Source organism: Mycobacterium attenuatum (genome assembly GCF_900566085.1).
GTDB classification, from domain to species: domain Bacteria; phylum Actinomycetota; class Actinomycetes; order Mycobacteriales; family Mycobacteriaceae; genus Mycobacterium; species Mycobacterium attenuatum.
In genome coordinates this window covers 45,987-65,950 of record NZ_UPHT01000133.1, presented here as the reverse complement: position 1 = coordinate 65,950, position 19,964 = coordinate 45,987, and the positions used below count along the sequence as shown (strand labels likewise).

General features: G+C 66.4%; 12 protein-coding genes, 3 pseudogenes and 1 riboswitch. Of the genes and pseudogenes, 5 read left to right on the top strand and 10 right to left on the bottom strand.

What is annotated here, in order from left to right; translation table 11 throughout:
• Positions 1–129: pseudogene (locus tag EET13_RS21550) on the top strand (type VII secretion protein EsxI); the annotation flags it as partial.
• 49 nt (positions 130–178) lie between these two features.
• Here EET13_RS21550 and EET13_RS21545 read toward each other — a convergent pair.
• Together EET13_RS21545 and EET13_RS21540 are read right to left on the bottom strand one after the other, a co-directional pair.
• Entirely contained in the window at positions 179–1,525 is a 1,347-nt protein-coding gene (locus EET13_RS21545) for a flavin monoamine oxidase family protein (RefSeq protein WP_122444179.1), read from the bottom strand.
• Positions 1,526–1,720: 195 nt separating this feature from the next.
• Positions 1,721–3,059 (bottom strand): annotated as a pseudogene (locus EET13_RS21540) (PPE family protein, SVP subgroup).
• A gap of 514 nt (positions 3,060–3,573) precedes the next feature.
• Between EET13_RS21540 and EET13_RS21535 the strand changes: the two are divergent.
• A pseudogene (locus EET13_RS21535) lies at positions 3,574–5,106 on the top strand (phospholipase C).
• Positions 5,107–5,128: 22 nt separating this feature from the next.
• Here the strand turns inward: EET13_RS21535 and EET13_RS21530 are convergent.
• Complete coding sequence (locus EET13_RS21530) at positions 5,129–5,347, bottom strand: hypothetical protein (RefSeq protein ID WP_122444168.1); 219 nt, start codon at positions 5,345–5,347, stop codon at positions 5,129–5,131.
• A 92-nt stretch (positions 5,348–5,439) separates the two neighbouring features.
• Here EET13_RS21530 and EET13_RS21525 point away from each other — a divergent pair, with 92 nt between their 5' ends.
• On the top strand, positions 5,440–7,176 hold the full coding sequence (locus EET13_RS21525; protein WP_122444167.1) for a DUF3556 domain-containing protein: 1,737 nt from the start codon (positions 5,440–5,442) through the stop codon (positions 7,174–7,176).
• Positions 7,177–7,409: 233 nt separating this feature from the next.
• Here the strand turns inward: EET13_RS21525 and metE are convergent, their stop codons facing one another.
• From metE to EET13_RS21505, 4 genes are all read right to left on the bottom strand, one after another.
• Complete coding sequence (metE, locus tag EET13_RS21520) at positions 7,410–9,689, bottom strand: 5-methyltetrahydropteroyltriglutamate--homocysteine S-methyltransferase (RefSeq protein ID WP_122444178.1); 2,280 nt, start codon at positions 9,687–9,689, stop codon at positions 7,410–7,412.
• A gap of 145 nt (positions 9,690–9,834) precedes the next feature.
• Positions 9,835–9,973, bottom strand: a riboswitch (cobalamin riboswitch).
• Positions 9,974–10,102: 129 nt separating this feature from the next.
• Positions 10,103–10,945 carry an SDR family oxidoreductase gene (locus EET13_RS21515; RefSeq protein ID WP_122444166.1) on the bottom strand — a complete coding sequence of 281 codons (843 nt, stop codon included), beginning with the start codon at positions 10,943–10,945 and terminating at the stop codon, positions 10,103–10,105.
• 105 nt (positions 10,946–11,050) lie between these two features.
• Positions 11,051–12,355, bottom strand: a complete 1,305-nt coding sequence (locus tag EET13_RS21510; protein WP_122444165.1) for a TetR/AcrR family transcriptional regulator — start codon at positions 12,353–12,355, stop codon at positions 11,051–11,053.
• Between the two features lie 228 nt (positions 12,356–12,583).
• On the bottom strand, positions 12,584–13,297 hold the full coding sequence (locus tag EET13_RS21505; protein WP_122444164.1) for an LmeA family phospholipid-binding protein: 714 nt from the start codon (positions 13,295–13,297) through the stop codon (positions 12,584–12,586).
• A gap of 987 nt (positions 13,298–14,284) precedes the next feature.
• Here EET13_RS21505 and EET13_RS21500 point away from each other — a divergent pair.
• Positions 14,285–15,451, top strand: a complete 1,167-nt coding sequence (locus EET13_RS21500) for a PPE family protein (protein ID WP_122444163.1) — start codon at positions 14,285–14,287, stop codon at positions 15,449–15,451.
• Positions 15,452–15,479: 28 nt separating this feature from the next.
• On the opposite strand, the gene EET13_RS21495 is transcribed toward EET13_RS21500, so the two are convergent.
• Genes EET13_RS21495 through EET13_RS21485 form a run of 3 tightly spaced genes read right to left on the bottom strand, consistent with a single transcriptional unit; the run spans position 15,480 to position 18,164 of the window.
• Positions 15,480–15,944 (bottom strand): hypothetical protein, encoded by a 465-nt coding sequence (locus EET13_RS21495; RefSeq protein WP_136623217.1) that lies wholly within the window; start codon positions 15,942–15,944, stop codon positions 15,480–15,482.
• Positions 15,913–17,022, bottom strand: a complete 1,110-nt coding sequence (locus EET13_RS21490) for an acyl-CoA dehydrogenase family protein (protein WP_122444161.1) — start codon at positions 17,020–17,022, stop codon at positions 15,913–15,915. Before EET13_RS21490 ends, EET13_RS21495 begins: the two co-directional genes overlap by 32 nt.
• The gene (locus EET13_RS21485; RefSeq protein ID WP_122444160.1) at positions 17,019–18,164 is read right to left on the bottom strand and encodes an acyl-CoA dehydrogenase family protein; all 1,146 of its coding nucleotides are present in this window, start codon (positions 18,162–18,164) and stop codon (positions 17,019–17,021) included. Before EET13_RS21485 ends, EET13_RS21490 begins: the two co-directional genes overlap by 4 nt.
• A gap of 95 nt (positions 18,165–18,259) precedes the next feature.
• Between EET13_RS21485 and EET13_RS21480 the strand changes: the two genes are divergently transcribed.
• A complete protein-coding gene (locus EET13_RS21480) occupies positions 18,260–19,948 on the top strand; it encodes a nitric oxide reductase activation protein NorD (protein WP_244604031.1) in 1,689 nt (562 codons plus the stop codon).
• The last annotated feature ends 16 nt before the right edge of the window (positions 19,949–19,964 follow it).

The window sequence follows — 19,964 nt, the reverse complement described above, 5'->3', positions numbered from 1 at the left end:
TTCATCACTGAGCTCGGGCGCAACTTCCAGGTGATCTACGAACAGGCCAACGCCCACGGCCAAAAGGTCCAAGCCGCCGGCGCCAACATGGCCCAAACCGACTCCGCCGTCGGTTCCAGCTGGGCCTAACCTGGCCGTTCGGCGACGTCTTGGTGACGCAGTCGAATCGCGTTGAGGTTTAGGCCGCCAGCACTTCCGACGCGGCGCGCTCCCCGGAGCGGATTGCGCCGTCAACCCATCCGCACATCGTGGCCGAGCTCTCGGTTCCGGCCCAGTGGATACGGCCACACGGCGGACGCAGGGTATGCCCGAATTCGGTCAGCACACCGGTAGGCGCGTGACTGATCATCCCGCCACCGGAGTAACGGTCCAAAACCCAGTCCTGCTCGTGGAATTCGCGCGGCGCACGCGCCTTGGCGCCGAACCGGTCGGCGAGTTCGCCGATCACCACCGCTTTGCGCTCGGCCTCGTCGAGCCGCGCCAGCCGGCGCGCGGCAGGTCCCTCCGTGATGACGCACATGATCCCCGGCACCGCGGTGTCCGTGCAGGCGTCGATGGTCAACGTGGCCGGGGATCCGGGGGCGGCCGACTGCCCGGATAACCCGTCGGCACGCCAGAACGGCTCGTCGTAGATGACCGAGATTTTGTAGACCGAGCCGCTAGGCATCCGATGATGCAGCAGCGCCCGATCCACCGGAAGCATCGGCTCATAACTGATCGTGTTCGCGATTGCCAGCGGGACCGCCACGATTGCTCGGCGGGCGCGCACCGTGAGGCCATCCGAGCGGATGGTCACGCCGTCGCCGTCCTGCGCGATGAGCCGGACCGGCTGTGAAAAATGCACCGTATCACCAAGTTCGGCGACCATTGGGCGGTATACCGCGCCCATCCCGCCGACCGGGCGGGCGTCCTGCGCGCCGCCCTTGCCCGAAATCACGAAGGTGGGACCACCGCCGGAGGCCATCTGCAGCAGCACCCAGAGCAGCGACGTCTCGGATGCCGCGGAGGTGTAGGGCCCGGCCAGAGCCATCTCCAGCATGTCGCGGGCGGGCTTGGACAAGCTGTTCTTCTCGAGCCATTCCCCCAAGCTGATCCGGTCCCATTCGGCGGCTCGCCTTGCTTCCCAAGGGGCCTCGCGCGGAATCGACTTGCACATCTTTTCTACCGCGAGCAAACCAAGGCCAAGGTTGGTAACCGCCCACGGACTCATCGTCCACGGGATCGTGCCGCCGTAGCGATGCGTTTTGCCCCCGACGACCACCATGGCCTCACCGTCGTTGTACTGCTTGTATTCCGGTACTCCGAACTCTTCCATCAAGGCGTAGATCCGGTCCTGGCCCGGTCCGATCCACGCACCGCCGCGATCGATCCACACGCCGTCGTCACGGGTCACGGTGTAGGTGCGACCACCGGCCCGGTCGCGGGCTTCCAGCAACAACACCGAACGACCGGCTCGGTTCAACCGCAGCGCCGCCGTCAAACCCGCGAATCCCGCACCCACCACGCAGACGTCGACATCCGCCATGATTCGCTCCTCGGTTGATGTGCCACTGGCCAGCAAACTACACCGATTGCGGATCCGTGGCGGTCGAATGGGGGCCGGCCCGCTCGGCCCGAAGTGGCACACCAATTACCGCCGTCCCGTCACAAACCGTAGACAAAATGGATAGCACGCAACGGCCGGCAACAACGTGCTGACGGTGAAAACGTCTGGCTCGCATCAGCGCGGCAGCAGCCGTTGTTTCTGCTCGGTGAATTCGTCCTCGGTCAGGATTCCCGCATCGCGTAACGACGCGAGCTCACGCAATTCTGCAGCGATGCCGGTGATTGGCCCGGTTGCCGAACCGGCCACCGGTGCTGTCGGCCGTTGCTTGACCGCACCGATCCGCTCGCGCCTGCCCGCATTGCCGGCACACGCCATCGCGCGCCCGGCCCATGCCGGCCAGGGCCATTTGGCTGAACACGGTGCCAGCGCCGCCGGCGGCCACTTCTGCGCCCGCGCCAAGGCCGGCCGCAGGCAATGCGACAGCCAGCGGGCGGATCGCGGGTGCCTCGACCGTCCAGGTCGGTGGCACCGACAACGCGCCGATCGAGTCCGCCTCGCCCAGCCCGGCCGAAACGGCCGACCCGTCGACATTGGTGATCGGCGCCGCGAACGGTGTCGGCGGCACCGCGGCGGTCCCCGGAAACGACTCGAGCCCCGCCCAACCACTGACGATGTCGTCGGTGTGGACACCGATCTGATAGCCGACAACGTCGTAGGGAAGTCCGGTGATCCCCACAATGGAGTCCAGACCCAGTCCCGCAACCCCAATTTCCGGGTCGACAAACAGTCCACTGAGGTCCGCCGCTAAGTCCAGCCACTCCAGCGGGGCCAGTAAGGGAAGGGATGCCGCCGGGCTGGCAAGACCTGACAGCACCGTGGGCACCGCGGACAAGGATCGGGCGGCGCTGGGCGTGTTGTGTTGGGCGTGGCCGGCTGAGAGCCCGGCGGCGCGGGTCACCGCGGCGGCCTGCAACGGTAGCCAGCCGGTTTCAGTGTTGGGCGGTGGCGGGGTGAACGGATTCAACATGGTCGCCGACGCCGACGAGCCCGCATAGCCGTACATGGCCGCGGCGTCCTGGACCCACATCTCGGCGTAGTGTGCCTCGGCGGCCGCGATGGCCGGGGTGTTCTGCCCGAAAAGGTTGGTCGCGATCAGCACCGTCAGCAGACTGCGGTTGGCCGCGACCACTGGCGGGGGGACAGTTTGCGCGAAGACCGTTTCGTAGGCGGCGGCCGCGGCTGCGGCCTGGCCGGCCGCCTGCTCGGCCTGCGCGGCGGTGTCTCTGGTCCACATCACAAACGCGGCGGCCGCGGCGGCCATCGACGCCGATGACGGACCAACCCAGAGTCCGCAGGTCAACCCCGCGATCACCGACTCATATGACCTCGCCGCCAACTGCAACTCGGCGGCCACCCCGTCCCAGGCCGCTGCGGCAGCCAGCATCGGTGCCGAGCCCGGACCGGCGTATATCCGCGCCGAGTTGATCTCGGGAGGCAGTACCGCGAAATTCAACAGCGTTTCTCCGATCGGGTGCGCCGGGTCGTGACGCTGGCAGTGGTGGGGTTGCGATGTTGGCAGCGTCGGTCACGGAATATTAGGGGCGCAGCCTCCGTCTCAGCGAGCCGAGCTCGTCGAAATGCGACGCGTCGCCCAGTCCGGCGATCGGTCCGCAGGTGCCCGCAGGCCGTCGCGCCGGGCGGGGCAATCAACGAGGTCAACCGCAATACGGTGAGCTCACGCAGCACCATCGAGCTCGGCGGCGGGCCGTTAACGGCATGCGTCGGCTGCGTCCGGCGCTGAAGTTTGCCATGACATTTCTCACACAGGGCGAATCGCCATTACCGGTCGCGGCGCCAGAAATCGTATGGGCGCGATCCGCCGCGCGGTGAGTTCGTTGCTTTGGCGCCGCCCCAATCGCCGCATACCGGACACGCCGTTCAGTTCGCGGTTGACCTTGGGCGGAAATTTGACGTGCTCAAATAAGCGCACAGGAGGCATTGTGGTGGAGGAACAACTGGTCGACGGAATGTCGCGTCGACAGTTTCTGGCTAAGCTCGCCGCTGCAACCAGCGCCGGAGCTTTCATGTCCGTGGCCGGTCCGCTGATCGAAAAGGCTTATGCGGCAGGCCCCTGCGCAGGCCATCTGACCGACATCGAGCACTTCGTCTTGCTCATGCAGGAGAACAGGTCCTTCGATTCATATTTCGGCACCCTTTCCGGCGTCAACGGATTCGACAGCGGGTCGCCCGCTTTTCAGCAGAAGGGCTGGAATCCGGCAAAGCAGGCGAAAGACCCCGCTGGCATCACAATCCCGTTCCGTTTCGACACCACCCGGGGCCCGCTTCTCGACGGTGAATGCGTCAACGATCCCATCGAGGGCTGGGTCGCCGTGCATACCGCATGGAACAACGGCGCCAACGACCAATGGCTGCCGTCGCAATACCCGGAGGCGATCGACGGCAACATCCCCGCGACGATGGGCTATTACACCCGCGCGGACCTCCCTTTTCACTACCTGCTGGCCGACGCCTTCACCGTTTGCGATGCCTACTACTCTTCACTGCTCACCCAGACGTCACCGAACCGGTTGTACTGGATCAGCGCGAGCATCGACGCCGACGGTCTGCAGGGTGGACCGGTGCTCGGCGATCCGTATTTGCCCACCCCTAATTACAGCTGGACCATCATGCCGGAAAACCTCAGCGCCGCCGGGGTGAGCTGGAAGGTCTATCAGAACAAGGGAATATTCGGCACTGACAGCCCCGTGGGCGACAGTGGCATGGTCAGCGCCTTCAGGCAAGCGCAGGATCCCAGGTCAGAATTGGCGCGCTACGGTATTGCCCCGAGGTATCCCGCAGACTTCGTCGCCGACGTCAGGGCGAATAGGCTGCCCAAGGTTTCCTGGCTGGTTCCCTCGATTGCGATGTCCGAGCATCCCGCATTTCCCGTCTCGGCCGGTGCCATGACGATAGTGAACTGTCTGCGGATATTGCTGTCGAATCCGGCGGTGTGGGAACGGACCGCGCTGATTGTCAGCTATGACGAAAACGGTTCGTAATTCGACCATGTCACGCCGCCGACGGCTCCGATGGGAACTCCCGGTGAGTGGATTCCCAATAGTGTGGACATCGACAAAGTCCCGCATTCCGGTGGTATACGTGGGCCACTGGGTTTGGGGTATCGCGTACCATGCCTGGTCATTTCGCCCTACAGCCGGGGCGGCCTGCTGTGCCGAGACGCGTTGGACCACACTTCGCAGCTGCGATTGCTCGAAACGCGTTTCGGTGTGCCGGTTCCCAACCTCACCGCCTGGCGCAGAAGTGTGACCGGCGATATGACGTCGACATTCAACTTCGCCGTCCCACCGAACACGTCAAGCCCTGATTTGGGCCACCCGGCGCTGAACACTCTGACGCGAATTCCGCAGTGTGTTCCCGACGGCGTATTGGGATCATTGTCAGGCCAGGCGAGGGCGATTCCCTACCGCGTGCCGTACCCGCAGGTAATGCCCACTCAGGAAACCTCGCCGATCCGCGGGACTCCCAGCGGTCTGTGCTGATGGTGGGCCGGCAAGTCGGGTGCTAGGCCGGTCCGCCGTATTGCCACACCAGGCTGTGATCGCCGGTCATGGTCGGGTTGCACCACATCGTGCGACCGTTGGCGTCCTGGGTGGTCGCATGCAGCACGGCACAAGAATCACCCGGGGAAGGCGCCTGGGCCGCGGCAATGCCGCCGCCGGCGACCGCGAGCGGCGCGAAAGCCGCCACGAGGGTCACGCTGACTAACCGCCATCTGCTCATGTGGACACGGTATCCGCGGCCGCGGCGGCAGGTAAAGAATTGGACGCCAAGATAAGCCCACGTGGCTAGAACACGTTCTAATCTGGGACACCATGGGATTCCTCAAACCCGAACTGCCGCAGGTCGACGTCGCCGAATGGAGCAAGGGCACCCGCAGCGAGAAGATCCGCCCGATGGCCCGGCACTGGGCCGAGGTCGGTTTCGGCACGCCGGTGGCGCTGCACCTGTTTTACGTCGTCAAGATCGGCCTCTACATCCTGGCCGCATGGCTGGTGGTGCTGAGCACGAAGGGCATCGACGGCTTCACCAACGTCAGGTCGTGGTACTCCGAGCCGATCGTTTTCGAGAAGGTCGTGCTGTACACAATGCTCTTCGAGGTGATCGGGCTCGGTTGCGGGTTCGGACCGTTGAACAACCGGTTCTTCCCGCCGCTGGGGTCCATCTTGTATTGGTTGCGGCCCAACACCATTCGGCTGCCTCCGTGGCCGAGTAGAGTCCCGCTGACCAGGGGCACGGCGCGGGCTCCGGTAGATGTGCTGCTGTATGCAGCGCTGTTGGTGATGACGTTGTGGGCGTTGTTCTCCGACGGCACCGGTCCCGTCCCGCAGCTGGGCACCAAGGTCGGATTGTTGCCGGTGTGGCAGATCTGGACGATCCTGGCGATCCTGGCCGTCGCCGGATTGCGCGACAAGGTGATTTTCCTGGCCGCCCGCGGTGAGGTCTACGCCTCGCTGACCGTGACGTTCCTGTTCGGCGGTGCCGACCTGATTGTCGCCGCCAAACTGGTGTTTCTGGTGATCTGGATGGGGGCCGCGACGTCGAAGCTCAACAAGCATTTCCCGTTCGTGATCTCCACCATGATGTCCAACAACCCGCTGATCCGGCCACAGTTCATCAAGCGGAGGTTCTTCGAGAAGTTCCCCGACGACCTGCGGCCCGGACGGTTGTCCCGGATCATCGCCCACGTCAGCACTTTTATCGAGATGGCCGTGCCGGTGGTGTTGTTCTTCGCGCACGGCGGCTGGCCGACCGCGGTGGCGGCGTTCGTGATGGTGTGCTTCCACCTGGGCATCCTGACGGCGATCCCGATGGGAGTGCCGCTAGAGTGGAACGTCTTCATGATCTTCGGTGTGCTGTCGCTGTTCGTCGGCCATGCCGAACTCGGCCTTAGCGATGTGAAAAGCCCTGTCCTGGTGGGGATTCTGTTCGCCGTGGTGGCCGGCACCGTCGTGTTGGGCAACGTGTTCCCACGCAAGGTCTCGTTTCTGCCGGGCATGCGTTATTACGCCGGCAACTGGGACACCACGCTGTGGTGCATCAAGCCGTCGGCAAGCGAGAAGATCGGCAAGGGTATCGTCGCGATCGCCAGCATGCCCGCCGCGCAGCTGGAGCGCTTCTACGGTAAGGACAAGGCGCAAATCCCGATGTATCTCGGCTATGCGTTCCGCGCCATGAACACTCACGGTCGGGCGCTGTTCACCCTGGCGCACCGTGCCATGGCCGACCAGAACGAAGCCGACTACGTCATCACCGACGGCGAGCGGATCTGCAGCACCGCGATCGGGTGGAATTTCGGCGACGGCCACATGCACAATGAACAGCTCATTGCCGCGATGCAGGAGCGCTGCCACTTCGAGCCGGGCGAGGTACGTATCGTCCTGCTCGACGCGCAACCCATCCACAAGCAGACCCAGGCCTACCGGCTGGTCGATGCGGCGACCGGCGAATTCGAACGCGGTTACGTGCGGGTGGCCGACATGGTGACCCGGCAGCCCTGGGCCGACGACCTGCCGGTTCACCTGTTATCGGACCAGTTTCGACGGGTGTGAGCTGGCCGTCGGCGTGTCGCGTTGGCCTCGAGCGTGTAGCGAAGGCTTCCAGCGTGACTGTACGGCGGTCGAAAAGCGCAAGGCGCACCGTGGACTCACAGTCCAAGCCGCCACTGCACACTCGGCCGGGCCAGGCGCGGTGTCGCGCCGCTCCTCCCCGCGGCGGCGAGCGTAACGCCACGGCAAGATTTCGCGCCGAAAGTCGCCGTGGCGTTACATTCGCGAGCCCGGACCTACAGGTCCGCGCGGACCTCCAGGGCCGCGGCCACCATGTTCCGCAGCGACCCGGTCACCTCATCGACGTTGCGGGTCTTCAGGCCACAGTCCGGGTTGATCCAAAGTCGCTGTGCCGGAACTGATTGCAATGCCGCGCGCAGCGACTCGGCCATCTCCTGGGAACTGGGCACCCGCGGCGAGTGAATGTCGTAGACTCCCGGGCCCACACTGCTGGCGAAGCCGGCCGCATTGAGGTCGTCGAGCACCTCCATGTGTGAGCGCGCCGCTTCGATCGACGTGACATCGGCGTCCAGATCCGCTATGGCGCCGAGGATTTCACCGAATTCGGAGTAGCACAGATGGGTGTGGATCTGCGTCGAGTCAGCGACACCCGAGGTGGCCAATCGGAAAGCGGTTACGGCCCAACGCAAATAATCGTCCTGCTCTGCGCGCCGCAACGGTAGCAATTCCCGTAACGCGGGCTCGTCGACCTGGATGACCGCGATCCCGGCGGCCTGCAGGTCCACGGTCTCATCGCGGATGGCCAGCGCCACCTGGTTAGCGGTGTCGGCCAGTGGTTGGTCGTCGCGCACGAACGACCACGCCAAAATCGTCACCGGACCGGTCAGCATGCCCTTGACCGGCTTGTCGGTCAGCGACTGTGCGTAGGTGATCCAGTCGACCGTCATCGGGTGCGGTCGCGCCACGTCGCCGTAGAGGATCGGTGGGCGCACGCAGCGGCTGCCGTAGGACTGCACCCAGCCGTTCTGGGTGGCGAAGAACCCATCTAGTTGCTCGGCGAAGTACTGCACCATGTCGTTGCGCTCGGGCTCACCGTGCACCAGCACGTCGAGCCCGAGCTGCTCCTGCAAGGAGATGACGTCGGCGATCTCGGCCTTCATCCGGCGGACGTACTCGGCCTCGTCGATCTTGCCGGATCGAAAAGCGGCGCGCGCCTTGCGAATCGCCGAGGTCTGCGGATAGGAGCCGATGGTGGTGGTGGGCAGCTGCGGCAGGTGCAGGCGTGCATCCTGGCTGGCGCGGCGCACGGCCGCGTCACCCCGGTGGGCGCCCGCGGCCACGATCGAGTCGATGCGGGCCCGCACCTGCCCGTTGCGCAGGCGCGGGTCCCTCCTGCGCGACGCCACCGCCGCATTGGACGCCGCGATCTCCTCGGCTACCGTGTCACGCCCGTCGCGCAGGGCCCGCGCGAGCACGACGACCTCGCGCACCTTCTCCGCGCCGAACGCCAGCCAGCTGCGCAGGTTGTCGTCCAACGCGGTTTCGGGCTCCAGCGAATACGGCACGTGCATGGTGGAGCACGACGTCGAAACCGCGACCGTGGCCGCCGAACCCAGCAGCGTCGCCAGCTGGCCCAGCGCCGCCTCCAGATCGGTGCGCCAGACGTTGCGGCCGTCGACGACGCCGGCCACCAGCGTCTTGCCGGCCAGCTCGGGTACCCCGGCCACCGCGGTGTGCGCACCGGCGACCAGGTCCACACCGATGGCTTCCACCGGCGTTCGGGCCAGCGCCGGCAGTGCGGCGCCGGGATCACCGAAATAGGTGGCGACGTGGATGGCCGGCCGGTGGCTCAGCGACCCCAGCGCCGTGTACATCCGCTCGGCCAGCGCCGGCGCGTCGGGGCAGATGTCGGTCACCAGCGCGGGCTCGTCGAGTTGTACCCACCCGGCGCCCTCGCCGGCCAGCAGGGACAGCAGTTCGGAGTAGATCGGAACCAGCTCCTGGAGCCGTTCGATCGGTGGGGCGCCGCCGTCGACGGCCTTGCTCAGCAACAGGAAGGTGACCGGCCCGATGATCACCGGACGCGCCGGAATACCGAACTCCTGCGCCTCTTTGAGCTCGGCGAGCACCTTGTCGGGGTTCAGCGTGAACGCGGTCGACGGCCCGATCTCCGGAACCAGGTAGTGGTAGTTGGTGTCGAACCACTTGGTCATCTCCAGCGGCGCGACGTCGGCGTTGCCCCGCGCGGCCGCGAAGTAGCGGTCCAGCCCGTCGGATACCCCGCTCACCCGGGCCGGCAGCGCACCAAGCAGCACCGCGGTGTCGAGCATCTGGTCGTAATAGGAGAAGGTGTTGATCGGCACCGAGTCCAGGCCGGCGGCGGCCAGATCGGTCCAGGTGTCACGGCGCAAGGTGGCGGCGACGGACTCCAACTCGGATCGGCTGGTGCGTCCGGCCCAGTAGCCCTCGGTCGCTTGCTTGAGCTCACGGCGGGGGCCGATGCGGGGGGAGCCGGTGATGGTGGCGGTGAACTTCTGAGAACTATGAGCGGTCACGGCGTGTCCTTTACTCGACGGTGTGGTCACCGCCCGCGGACGTGCAGCCGAAACCGATTGCGGCGCAACACCGTAACCGGTACGGCCAAACGCCCACTCCACGAGGCGATGACCCGCCGGACGCGGCGCGCCCGGCACGGCTGGCAGGTCTTCGGACTCGCAGGCGCGCACCGGTGGTGGTGCTCCTAATGGCCGTCGCTTCCCAGTCGTGCGACCAGTGCTGTTGACGGCGGTCGTTCCTGCATACCGCTGCGGGACAGTTCCGGATTCCCACCGGATTCCCTCTCGCGGGGCGTCGCTAACATGCCTCGCTCGATGCCGGCGCCGCGTTGCTGCGACGACGGCAGACCAGCTGCGTGGTCCAGGTTACGCTGCGGGCCCGGCCGATGGATCGGCTGCCAGGGCCGCAGCGGCTAGGGCATCGGGACGCGGCCCATGATCAGGTCGAGGATCGGTTTGCCGGGCGGGTAGGCGCCGGTGAGCGATGCCATGGTGTGCCCGTAGTCCACCAGCAACGTGATACCGCTGATGCCGAAGGCGGCCGCGCTGTTGAGGAACACCATCACGTCGCCCATCTGCTCCGGGGTGTGCACCTTGGAGCCCGTCTCGTCGCGGTAGTCCTGCGCGTAGCTGAGCCACAGGTCCGCGTTGGCTTGGGCCAACGGGGTGTCGGTGGGCCCGGGGCAGATGGCGTTGATCCGTATCCCCTTCCTCAGCAGGGGATAGGCCTGCGTCGCCACATAGGCATTGACCGCCTTCTTGCTGAAGCCGTAGTGGATGATGCCCTCGGCCTCGTGCGCGGCAACCCAGTCCTGGGCCGCCGCGTAGTCGGGCGTGGCCAGGAACTCCTGCAGGCGCGGCAGGTCGTTTTCCCACCCCATGCCGGCGACCGATGAGATGAAACAGATCGCCGAGCCGGACAGCAGCTGGTCGTTGTCCAGCAGCCGCTGGATCAGATGGCGATGGCCGATGAAGTTGATCTTCATCAGCTCCGGGCCTTCGGCGACGCCCGCTGCGGAGAACACCGCGTGGACCGGTCCACCGAGTTGCCCGATCGCCGAGTCGATCGATGCCGGGTCTCGCAAGTCGACCCGCAGCGACTGGGCGACGTCAAAGGTCACCGGCGCGTGGTCCATGACGGTGACGTCGGCGCCGAGTTCAGTTGCCGCCTTGGCCGCCGCGGCGCCCATGCCCGTCGCGCCGCCGACAACCAACGCCCGTTTGCCGTCGTAGCGCAGCCGATCCAGAACAGTCATGGAGATCCCTTCCCCGCGGGCCCTACGTGTGCGCCGCTTACCTGCCCCACTCTAGGGAGAACATATTTTTGGTTCAATACTTTCAAACCGCAGACGCAACTGGCGTCACGGCTCGCCGCGTACCGCGGCGCCGCGTAACACCGTGTCACGGGCATGAATTAGGGCGGCCCGCGGGCCGACGGCGCGAAGGATGTTCTCCGGTATCCACTGCAAGGCGATGACGGAGCGGGCCAGCATCGCCAGGGACGGGGTTTCGATTCGTATCTCGTCAGAGCGGAAACCTTCGGACAGTAGAGATTTCAGCTGCCGTAGCCGGGTGGCATACAGCCACCCAGGGTTGGGAGTGTTGGGCGGCGACTGCCGCATCCAGGCCAGTTGTATCCGGAATTCATCGGAAAACTGATCCAGCGCATTGATATTGATCCAGCTCAGCGCGTCCAGCTTTTCGATCGGCGTGGCATCCGAGCGCAGTACGCTGACCCAGCCGGCCTCGACCTTCTGACCGAAGGAGCGCATGATCGAAGCCAGGAGTTCGTCCTTGGATCCGATCACCCGATAAACCGTTCCAGTGCCCATACCGGCCGCAGAAGCGATGTCTCTGATGGTCGTGACTTCATATCCCTTGCGCCCAAACTCGGTTCGGGCTACGGCACGGACCCGGGCCGCTTTGTCGCCGGGGTCGGCGTCCTTGTCGTCGGTCCACGTCGCGATGGCGTCGTTGGCGGCCGCCAGCGCGCTCGATCCGTCCAGCTCCGAATCGCCCGGAGGTCGGGTTGCCAACCCCTGCAAGATGATCCGGCACATCAGCCGCGCGACCTGGTCAGCCGAGGCATGGTGGCGGATGACGTCGAGCCCCACCTGCAGCATGGTCTGGCAGATGCGGTCGGCCAGCGTCGGAAGATCCATGTCCGGTTTGATGTAGCCGCTCCACCTGCCGGCGCGCAGCGTTTGCACCATCGCCTCGTGCAGCGCGGCGGGCCGCTGCTGGGTGAGCTTCATCAGTTCGGGATCCGCGCTCGGTCCCTCGTAGAACGACATTTGAAGCGCCGCCCGATGGGCGACGGCGCAGTTGGCGATCGCCGACCCAAGTTCGGCGATCTTCTCGGCCACCGGCCGCGAGTCCGGCTCGTCCAGTTGCTGCTGTGCAGTCCACCCGATGCGGTTCAGATCGTCTTGATACCGGCGGATCAGCTCGACCAGAATCGCCTCTTTGGATTCGAAGTGGTGGTAGAGGCTTCCCGGCAGAATGCCTGCCGCGTCGGCGATCTCCTGCAGCGACGTCCGCAATCCCGACGACGCGATCAACGACGCCGCGGTCTGCAGGATCTCGGCCCGGCGTGTCCCGGAGTCATCCGCGCCCGCGCGGTTGTGGAGTTGCCGGCCTTTGGCCAACGCGCTGGCTTTCGACATCGCTACTGATGCGCCGCTGCGAAGGATTGCGGCCCGGCAACAATGCGCACACATCCTCCTGCAGAACCAAATCTTTGTTAAAGGCTAGCAGACTGCTGGTCGATCAACGGTCTGCGGGAAGTGCGTGGCAGGCCGATTCTAAGACGGGCCGGCGCTGTCGTGTCGAAACGGCTGGATCGGCGGCTGGATCGGCCATGACAGCAGCGCGCCCGATCCGATCTGGGCCAATCAGAGGCCGCTGAAGCAGTCCTGGCCGCTTTGAGACGACGATCCAACCGGGATGGTCGCGTTGGTGGTGGAGAACGTAGCCGACAGGCCGGTGTCGTTGACCTTGACGGTCTCGGCGTGGATGCCCAGCGGATAGTTCTGGGTCGCTTTGGACGTGAGATCGTCGAGGTGCTTTTGCACCGTATCCGTCGACATCCGCGAGCCCAGCGCGGTCAAATTGACCACCCGCAGCGACAGCCCGTTGTTGGCGATCTGGGGCTTGAGAGTGGCGCTGTCGAGCACACCCTTCAATTCGATGGTTCCGGCGCGGGGGTCGGTGGTGACTTTGCTAGCCACGAAACTGCCCAGTTCCGGGATGGCGTCCTGGATCGATTTCTTGACGCCGTCGGATGACCAGGTAATGGTGGCGTTCAGTGCGCCGACGGTGCCTTTGGAGTTGTTGGAATCGCTGAGCCGGAGGTCGTTGACGTCGATGCTGAGTTTCATGCCCTTGGCGCTACGCACCTGATTGCCGGCGGTCTGTATGGAGATGTCGGGATAGTGGCTGCTGATGTACTGCCAGAGGAGTGGCGGCGTGGAGGCAAACGACACGCTGGCGCGGTCTTGGACCTCGCACTGCACCGCCTGTGCCACCTTGCTGCCGGCTAGGTGGCGGGCCAATAGCTCGGCACCGGCTACGACGACGACCAGCACGATGGCCAGGACGACGGTCACCGAGCGCCAGTTGCGTAACCAGCGGCGACGGGATTGCGGTGGCGGGTCCTTCGGCGGCGGCGCACCGGCGGCCCGCTCGGGTTGCCCCGGTGGCGGATCGGGCTGAGCCTGCAGCGGGCTCGGGGACCGGCTCGGTGGATACGGTTGTGGACTCGGTGGGCGACCGGGTGGTTGTGGTCGGTTCAGCGGCGGCGGTGAGGGGTATGACCGACCGCCGTGGGGAATCTGCCGGGTTGGCGAATCCGACGGAGGCGCAGGGTGAGGCGTTGGGTCTCGCGGTCCGTTGTCGGGTAGCGACCGTGGGGAGGGAATGTTCCATTCCGGCGACTCGCCGTGCGACGGCCCTTGCGGAGTTGTCACCAACGCGATTGTGCCTGAACAAGTTGAACGCGCACATGCGGAAATGATGGTTGGTCCAACGCCAGTGCTGGGTTCGCGCGGCGAAGGCGAGCTGGCGCTACAGTTTGAGAAGCCGTCTCATCTATTCGAGCCTGCCCACATCTGTGCTTGCCGCCGGGCAGGAAAGCGGATAACTCCCGATCCGTACCGTCACGCTGCTGTTTGAAGCGAAAATCGTACTGCTACAAGCGAATCCGCTGCCATCACACAACGAGAGGTCGCGGGGTCCGCAGATCGATAAGTGGCATGGCGAATAACTCCCGAGCGGTACCGGCCGTTCGGCCTGTCGGGGCCGCGCGTTCGGTTGATCCCGCGATCACTGGGCTGGGTGGTGTGTCGTGCTAAGGCCTCGAACCCGAACCCGGCCATATCAGGTTGACAGGAATTTTCTAGGTCGCTGATAGGGAATTGACAGGAAGGTTCGGTGCGAAAGCGCGGATTTTTTACATCGCACCGCCTTACCATTCGGCCGTGGTGCAAATAGTCGCTTTAGGTGACTGTTGCTGCAGGTGAATGTCGTCGTGGAGGCTGTCGGCGGGGGAAATGTATGTCCGAGCCGTTTGATGCGGCCGGCGGTTTGGGGTTGAGATGATTCCTGAGTTTGCATGGTTGCCGCCGGAGATCAACTCGGCGCGGATTTTTGCCGGCGCGGGATCGGGTCCGCTGTATACGGCGGCCTCGGCCTGGGAGAGCCTGGCCGCGGACCTGCGGGCCTCGGCGGCATCGTTTGATTCGGTGGTCGCCGGGCTGGCGGCCGGGCCGTGGTCGGGTCCGGCCTCGGTGTCGATGGCAGCAGCGGCGACGCCGTACGTGGGTTGGTTGAGCGGGGCGGCGGGCGAGGCGGAGTCGGCCGCTGTTCAGGCGCGGGCGGCCGCGACCGTCTTCGAGGCGGCGTTGTCGGCCACGGTGCATCCCGTCGCGGTAGCCGCGAATCGGGTGTCGTTGCAATCATTGGTGGCGACAAATTTCTTGGGTCAGAACGCGCCGGCGATCGCGGCTACCGAGTCCGACTACCTGGAGATGTGGGCGCAGGACGTGGCCGCGATGGTGGGCTATCACGCCGGAGCGGCATCGGTGGCATCGACGCTGACGCCGTTCAGCTTGCCGCCGCTGACGGTGGCGGGGTTGGCCGGGCTGGCGTCGCAGGCCGCCTCGGGTGTCGCGGCCATGATGTCGTCGGCGGGGGCCGCGGTGGCCACGCCGGTGCAGGGAATCGTGGCGGCGGCGCCCAGTGCCCTGTCGATGCTGCAGTCGGTGCCGTTGTCGTCGTTGATGTATCCGGTGAGCATGGCAATTTCACCGTTGATGAGCGTGATGACCAATGCGGTACGCACACCCGCGTCGGGGCTAGCGGGGGCAGCGGCCGCTGAATTGCCGGCTACCGCTCCGAAAATGGTGGGCGCTGCGCATGCGGGGCCGACCCCGATCGGCGGCGGGGGACTGGGCTCGGCGATGTCGGCGGGTCTGGGCAAGGCCCGGATGGTGGGGACGATGTCGGTTCCGCCGACATGGCAAGGGTCGGCGCCGACCCGGATGGCCAGTTCGGCGCTGTCCGGCCTGCCCGGCGCCGGCCTGCCCAATCCGGCTGATCTGTCCGGGGCGGCGCGGCCCTCAGGCATGCCGATGATGCCGATGCCGATGGGCACGGGCGGTGCCGGCGCCGGAATGCCCGCCGGCATGATGGGCCGCGGCGGCGCGGGCTCGAATCCGGCGCAGTCGCGGCCCAGCGTGATTCCCCGCACCGGGATCGGATAGGCCCGAATCGGTTGGGCCCGTGCGGCTATCAAGTGACGCCCAGCCGCGCGCAGACGCTGAAAACCCCGACTCCGGCGCGGTGACCGGTTCGGTCGCAGATACCTCGGACCAGTGAGTCGCGATGTCCTCGGCGGTGGGTTCGCCGTCCTGGGCCGGCCGACCATCCCGGACCCCGGCCGACGAACGCCCGCGCGAAGCGCCCGGTGCAGGCCGAGTAGTTGTGATGGGTGACCTCGCAGGCCCGACTGGCCAGGAAGACCATGATCGGTACCACCAGCTCGGGACTGATCACCTTGCGAAAGCACACGGAGCCGAACCGGCCATAGCCTCGGGTCTTCATCACCCGGTAGGTGGGCTGGCTCACAGGGAATCCGACGTCGAGGTGCACGCTGAGCATCCGGGCCAGTCGGCCGAGCCCCCGGCCGGCTCCGGTGACAATCGCGACGTGGTCGTAAAGTCGATCATCGGCTGCCTTCCCGTCCTGGATGCGCAAGGCGCGCACCGAGTTCGGTGAGATAGCGGTCCGGTCCACCCAGGAACGCGCTCCAGCTCAGCAAGCGTTTGAGATACAGGTGAGCGTCGTGCTCCCAGGTGTAGCCGATACCGCCGAAAATCTGGATAGCCGTGTCGGCGACAGTGGCAAGCCGCCCGGCGAACGCCTTGGCCCGTAGCGCGGAAAGCCGTCGCTCGCCGTCAGCGCTGTCGGGCAAGGCATCCGAGGCCCACAATGCATGAACGACCCCGCTGCGGGCCAGCTCCACCGTCTCATACATGTCGACACACAGCTGCTGGATCGCCTGAAAGGAGCCGATCGCCTGTCCGAATTGTTTTCGTACCTTGGCGTATTCGACGGCCAAGTCCATGACGGCGCGGGCCGCGCCGAGCGCATCGGCGGCCATGCCGATGAGCACGTCGTCGACAACTGCAGCGACGGCAGCCGGCGACGCAGCGGCCAGTCTTGATGCCGGCACCCCGTCGAGTGTGACCCGAAACCGCTTGCGGGTCTGGTCGATACCGCGCTCGGGCATCACCGAGACGCCGGGCGAATCGGTGTCGACAGCGAAAAGACCTGCACTGTCGTGGCTTTGGGCAAAGGCCAATAGCACGTGGGCGGCGCCGGCGTCGGGGACGGCCGTCAGCTTACCGGTGAGCAACACCCCGTCAGCTGTCGGGAAGGGCTGTCCGGTGTCCAAGGGTCCGACGGTGGCGATGGTGGTGCCCTCGGCTATCCCGGTGAAGATCTCGGCGGCCTCCGTCCCGGCGTCGCAGCGGCTCAGTGCCCGCGTCGCCGCGATCGCGGTGGACAACCAAGGTCCCGGGTGCAGGGCGGCGCCGAGTTCTTCGGCGACGATGCCGGCCTCGACCATCGTCATGCCGGCGCCGCCGTAGTCCGGCGGCACCAATAGTCCGGTGGTACCCAGTTCGGCCAGGCCCTGCCACACCGGCTCGGTGGTGCCGGTCGGGTCGTCCAGCAACATGCGCACGTGCCCCGAAATCGGCGCCATCTCGGCCAGAAAGTGCCGTACGGTGTCGCGCAGCGCCAGTTGTTCCTCGGACAGTTCCAGGTTCATCGGCGCGGCAACCCCAGCACCCGGTGCGCGGTGATGTTCGTGTTGATCTGCGTCGTGCCACCGGCGATGGTCAGCGACCGTGACGTCAGCCGGTAGTCGGCCCACCGGGTTGCGTGCGGGCCCAGCACGTCAAAGGCCAGGGCCGCCAGATTCTGGCCGAGCTCGCCCCATACCGTCTTGGCCAGGCTGGCCGAGCCGAACGCGGTGATTTCCGAGCCGCCGTGCATGGTCGCCGAAATCGAGCGCAGGCAAAGCACTTCGAGATACTTGACGCGCACCGCGATCTCGCCCAGCCGCCGCAACGTGACCGGGTCGTCCCCGGCCCCGCATGCGGCGAAATCGGCCACCAGCTCCTCCAGCCGCATCTGCAACTCGGCGTAGAGCCGCGCCGCGCCGGCGCGCTCGTGGCTCAGCGTCGTGGTGGCGACCTGCCAGCCCGCGTTGAGCGGACCCAGCAGCGAGTCGGCCGGCACCGCCACATCGTGGAAGAACATCTCGGCGAAGTCGGCGTCGCCGTTGAGGGTGACCAGCGGCCGAACCTCGATGCCCGGCAACGTCATGTCGACGATCAGGCAGGAGATGCCCTGGTGCTTGGGCGCCTCGGGGTCGGTGCGGGCATACAGCTGGCACCAGTCGGCGCGATGCCCGAGCGAGGTCCAGACCTTCTGACCGTTGACCACCAAGACGTCGCCGTCGGGCACCGCGCGGGTACGCAGCGCGGCAAGGTCGGATCCGGCCTCGGGCTCCGACATTCCCTGACACCAGATATCGTCGGCGCGCATCATCCGGGGCAGCAGCGTGGTCTTCTGGGCGTCGGTGCCGTAGTGCATGATCGCCGGGGCGATGTTGTTCATGCCGATCACGTTGAGTGGCAGGGGCGCTCGGGCGCGCGTGGTTTCCTCGGTGTAGACCAGTTGCTCGAGCACCGTGGCGCCGCGGCCGCCGTACTCGCGGGGCCAGGAGACGGCCGCCCATCCGGCGTCGGCCAACGCGGCGTTCCAGGCGCGTAGTCTTTCGAACACCGTGTCGCTGCGTCCGGGGGATCGGCGGGCCGCGATCAATTCGTCGGTGAGATTCGACGCGAGCCAGGCGCGCAACTCATCGCGGAACCGTTCCACTTCGGCGGGATATGAGAAGTCCACGTGCGTGTGTCGACCTTGCGAGATTGACTGCGTGCCAAGCCGGACTCTACGTTGGAACAGATATTTGGTCAATATGATCATCCAGGACGGACCGCTTGGCGAGCGAGAAGTGCAGCACCGATCGTCTGTCGCGGCTGGGCATCGTGGCCTCGGCCATCGCGGGCCGTACGGTGCAGGTCGCCGCGGCCGGCGCCGGTGAGGTGGCATGGACGGATGGCCGCACGATCTTCGTCGATGCCGGGCTGCCGGGGCGCGATCGGCTCGCGTCGCTGGCCGTGCAGGCGTCGTTGCTGGCGGCGGGGAGCCTGTCGGCCGACGTGGTTCGCGCGTTGCGGCGGCGTCCCGCGGTGGCCAGGCGATACCTCGCGGTGGAAGGACACCGGGCACTGGCAGCCAACGACGATTGGTTGCCGACGCCGGCGCGCGGCCTGATCGACCGCGACATCGCCGCTTGCAGTGATTCGCCGAAGGCCTCGTTGGCTATCGCGCTGGGACCGCACCCCATCGCCGGGCCGACAGCTGGCTTCGGAGCTATTTTGCCTCGAAAGATTCTGGCGCAGTCGGCAATACAGCGCTGCGCCCCGGGCGCGCCGAGGGCGGGTGAAGATGCCCGCCAAGCCGGCGGCGTGCTGGCCGATGTCGGCGACGACCCGGCAGATCAGCAGGCAGTCTTCGTCAGCCCGATAGGCGGCGGCGCAACGCCCGGCCGGTTGCTGCGCCAGATACTGCGCCCGGCGCGCCGGCTCGGCGGAGGTGGTCAGCCGGGGGCCGACGTGCCGACGCACCGCTCGCGGTGGGCAGCCCGGTCCGCCGGTGCAGCGGTATCGTCGGTACCACCCGGATTGCTCGGCGAACGTGCCGATCGGCCAAGCCGGACGGCAGGGTCGGTCACCTACCCGGAATGGGACAGCTACCGTCGGTGCTATCGGCCGAAGTGGTGCACGGTGCGCGAGATTCCCGCGGTGGTCAGCGACGCGTCCGTCCCGGGTGACTTGAACCGGTACGAATTGCATCGCTCGCTGGCTCGCCTCGGCCTGGGACCGGATTGGTTTCGCAGGCAGTTGCACGGCGAGGACATCGATGTCGACGCGGCCGTGGAGGCACGCGTCGATGCGGCTGCCGGTGCGCTGCCCAGCGACGCGATCTACCTCGATCGGCTGCGGCGCCGGCGCGACCTTGCGGTGCTGCTGCTGCTGGACATCTCCGGATCCGCCGCCGAGCCGGGCGCGGCGGGAAAGACGGTGCACGACCAGCAGCGGGCCGCTACGGCAGCACTTGCTGTTGCCTTTCATGCTCTCGGAGATAGGTTGGCGCTCTATGCGTTTCACTCGCGGGGCCGGGCGGAAGTGCACCTGGTTCCGGTCAAGCGATTCGACGACCCGTTGGATGTGCCCGCGCTGCGACGGCTCGGCGGGCTGCTGCCGGGCGCGTATTCGAGGCTCGGTGCGGCGATCCGGCATGGCGCGGCGGTGCTGGAAGCCGATGGGGGCACGACGCGGCGGCTGCTGGTCGTGGTGTCCGACGGGTTGGCTTACGACCACGGTTACGAACGCGCTTACGGCGCGGCAGACTCCCGTCGCGCGCTGGCCGAAGCCCGCAGCCGCGGCACCGGGTGTGTCTGCCTGGCCGTCGGTGCGAATACCGACCCGCAGGAATTGCAGCGGGTGTTCGGCAGCGCGGCGCTGGCCGCGATCACCGAGCCGCAACAGCTGCGGCGGGTGGCCGGGCCGCTGTTCCGCGCGGCGCTGCGCTCGGCCGAAGTCCGCAAGCCCGCGCGGAGTTGAGCCAAATATCTGTTCC

Coding starts and splice junctions, on each gene's coding strand:
- EET13_RS21500 (WP_122444163.1), top strand. CDS start 14,285: ATGATTCCTGAGTTTGCATGGTTGCCGCCGGAGATCAACTCGGCGCGG.
- EET13_RS21510 (WP_122444165.1), bottom strand. CDS start 12,355: ATGTCGAAAGCCAGCGCGTTGGCCAAAGGCCGGCAACTCCACAACCGC.
- EET13_RS21530 (WP_122444168.1), bottom strand. CDS start 5,347: ATGAGCAGATGGCGGTTAGTCAGCGTGACCCTCGTGGCGGCTTTCGCG.
- EET13_RS21515 (WP_122444166.1), bottom strand. CDS start 10,945: ATGACTGTTCTGGATCGGCTGCGCTACGACGGCAAACGGGCGTTGGTT.
- EET13_RS21525 (WP_122444167.1), top strand. CDS start 5,440: ATGGGATTCCTCAAACCCGAACTGCCGCAGGTCGACGTCGCCGAATGG.
- EET13_RS21490 (WP_122444161.1), bottom strand. CDS start 17,022: ATGAACCTGGAACTGTCCGAGGAACAACTGGCGCTGCGCGACACCGTA.
- EET13_RS21545 (WP_122444179.1), bottom strand. CDS start 1,525: ATGGCGGATGTCGACGTCTGCGTGGTGGGTGCGGGATTCGCGGGTTTG.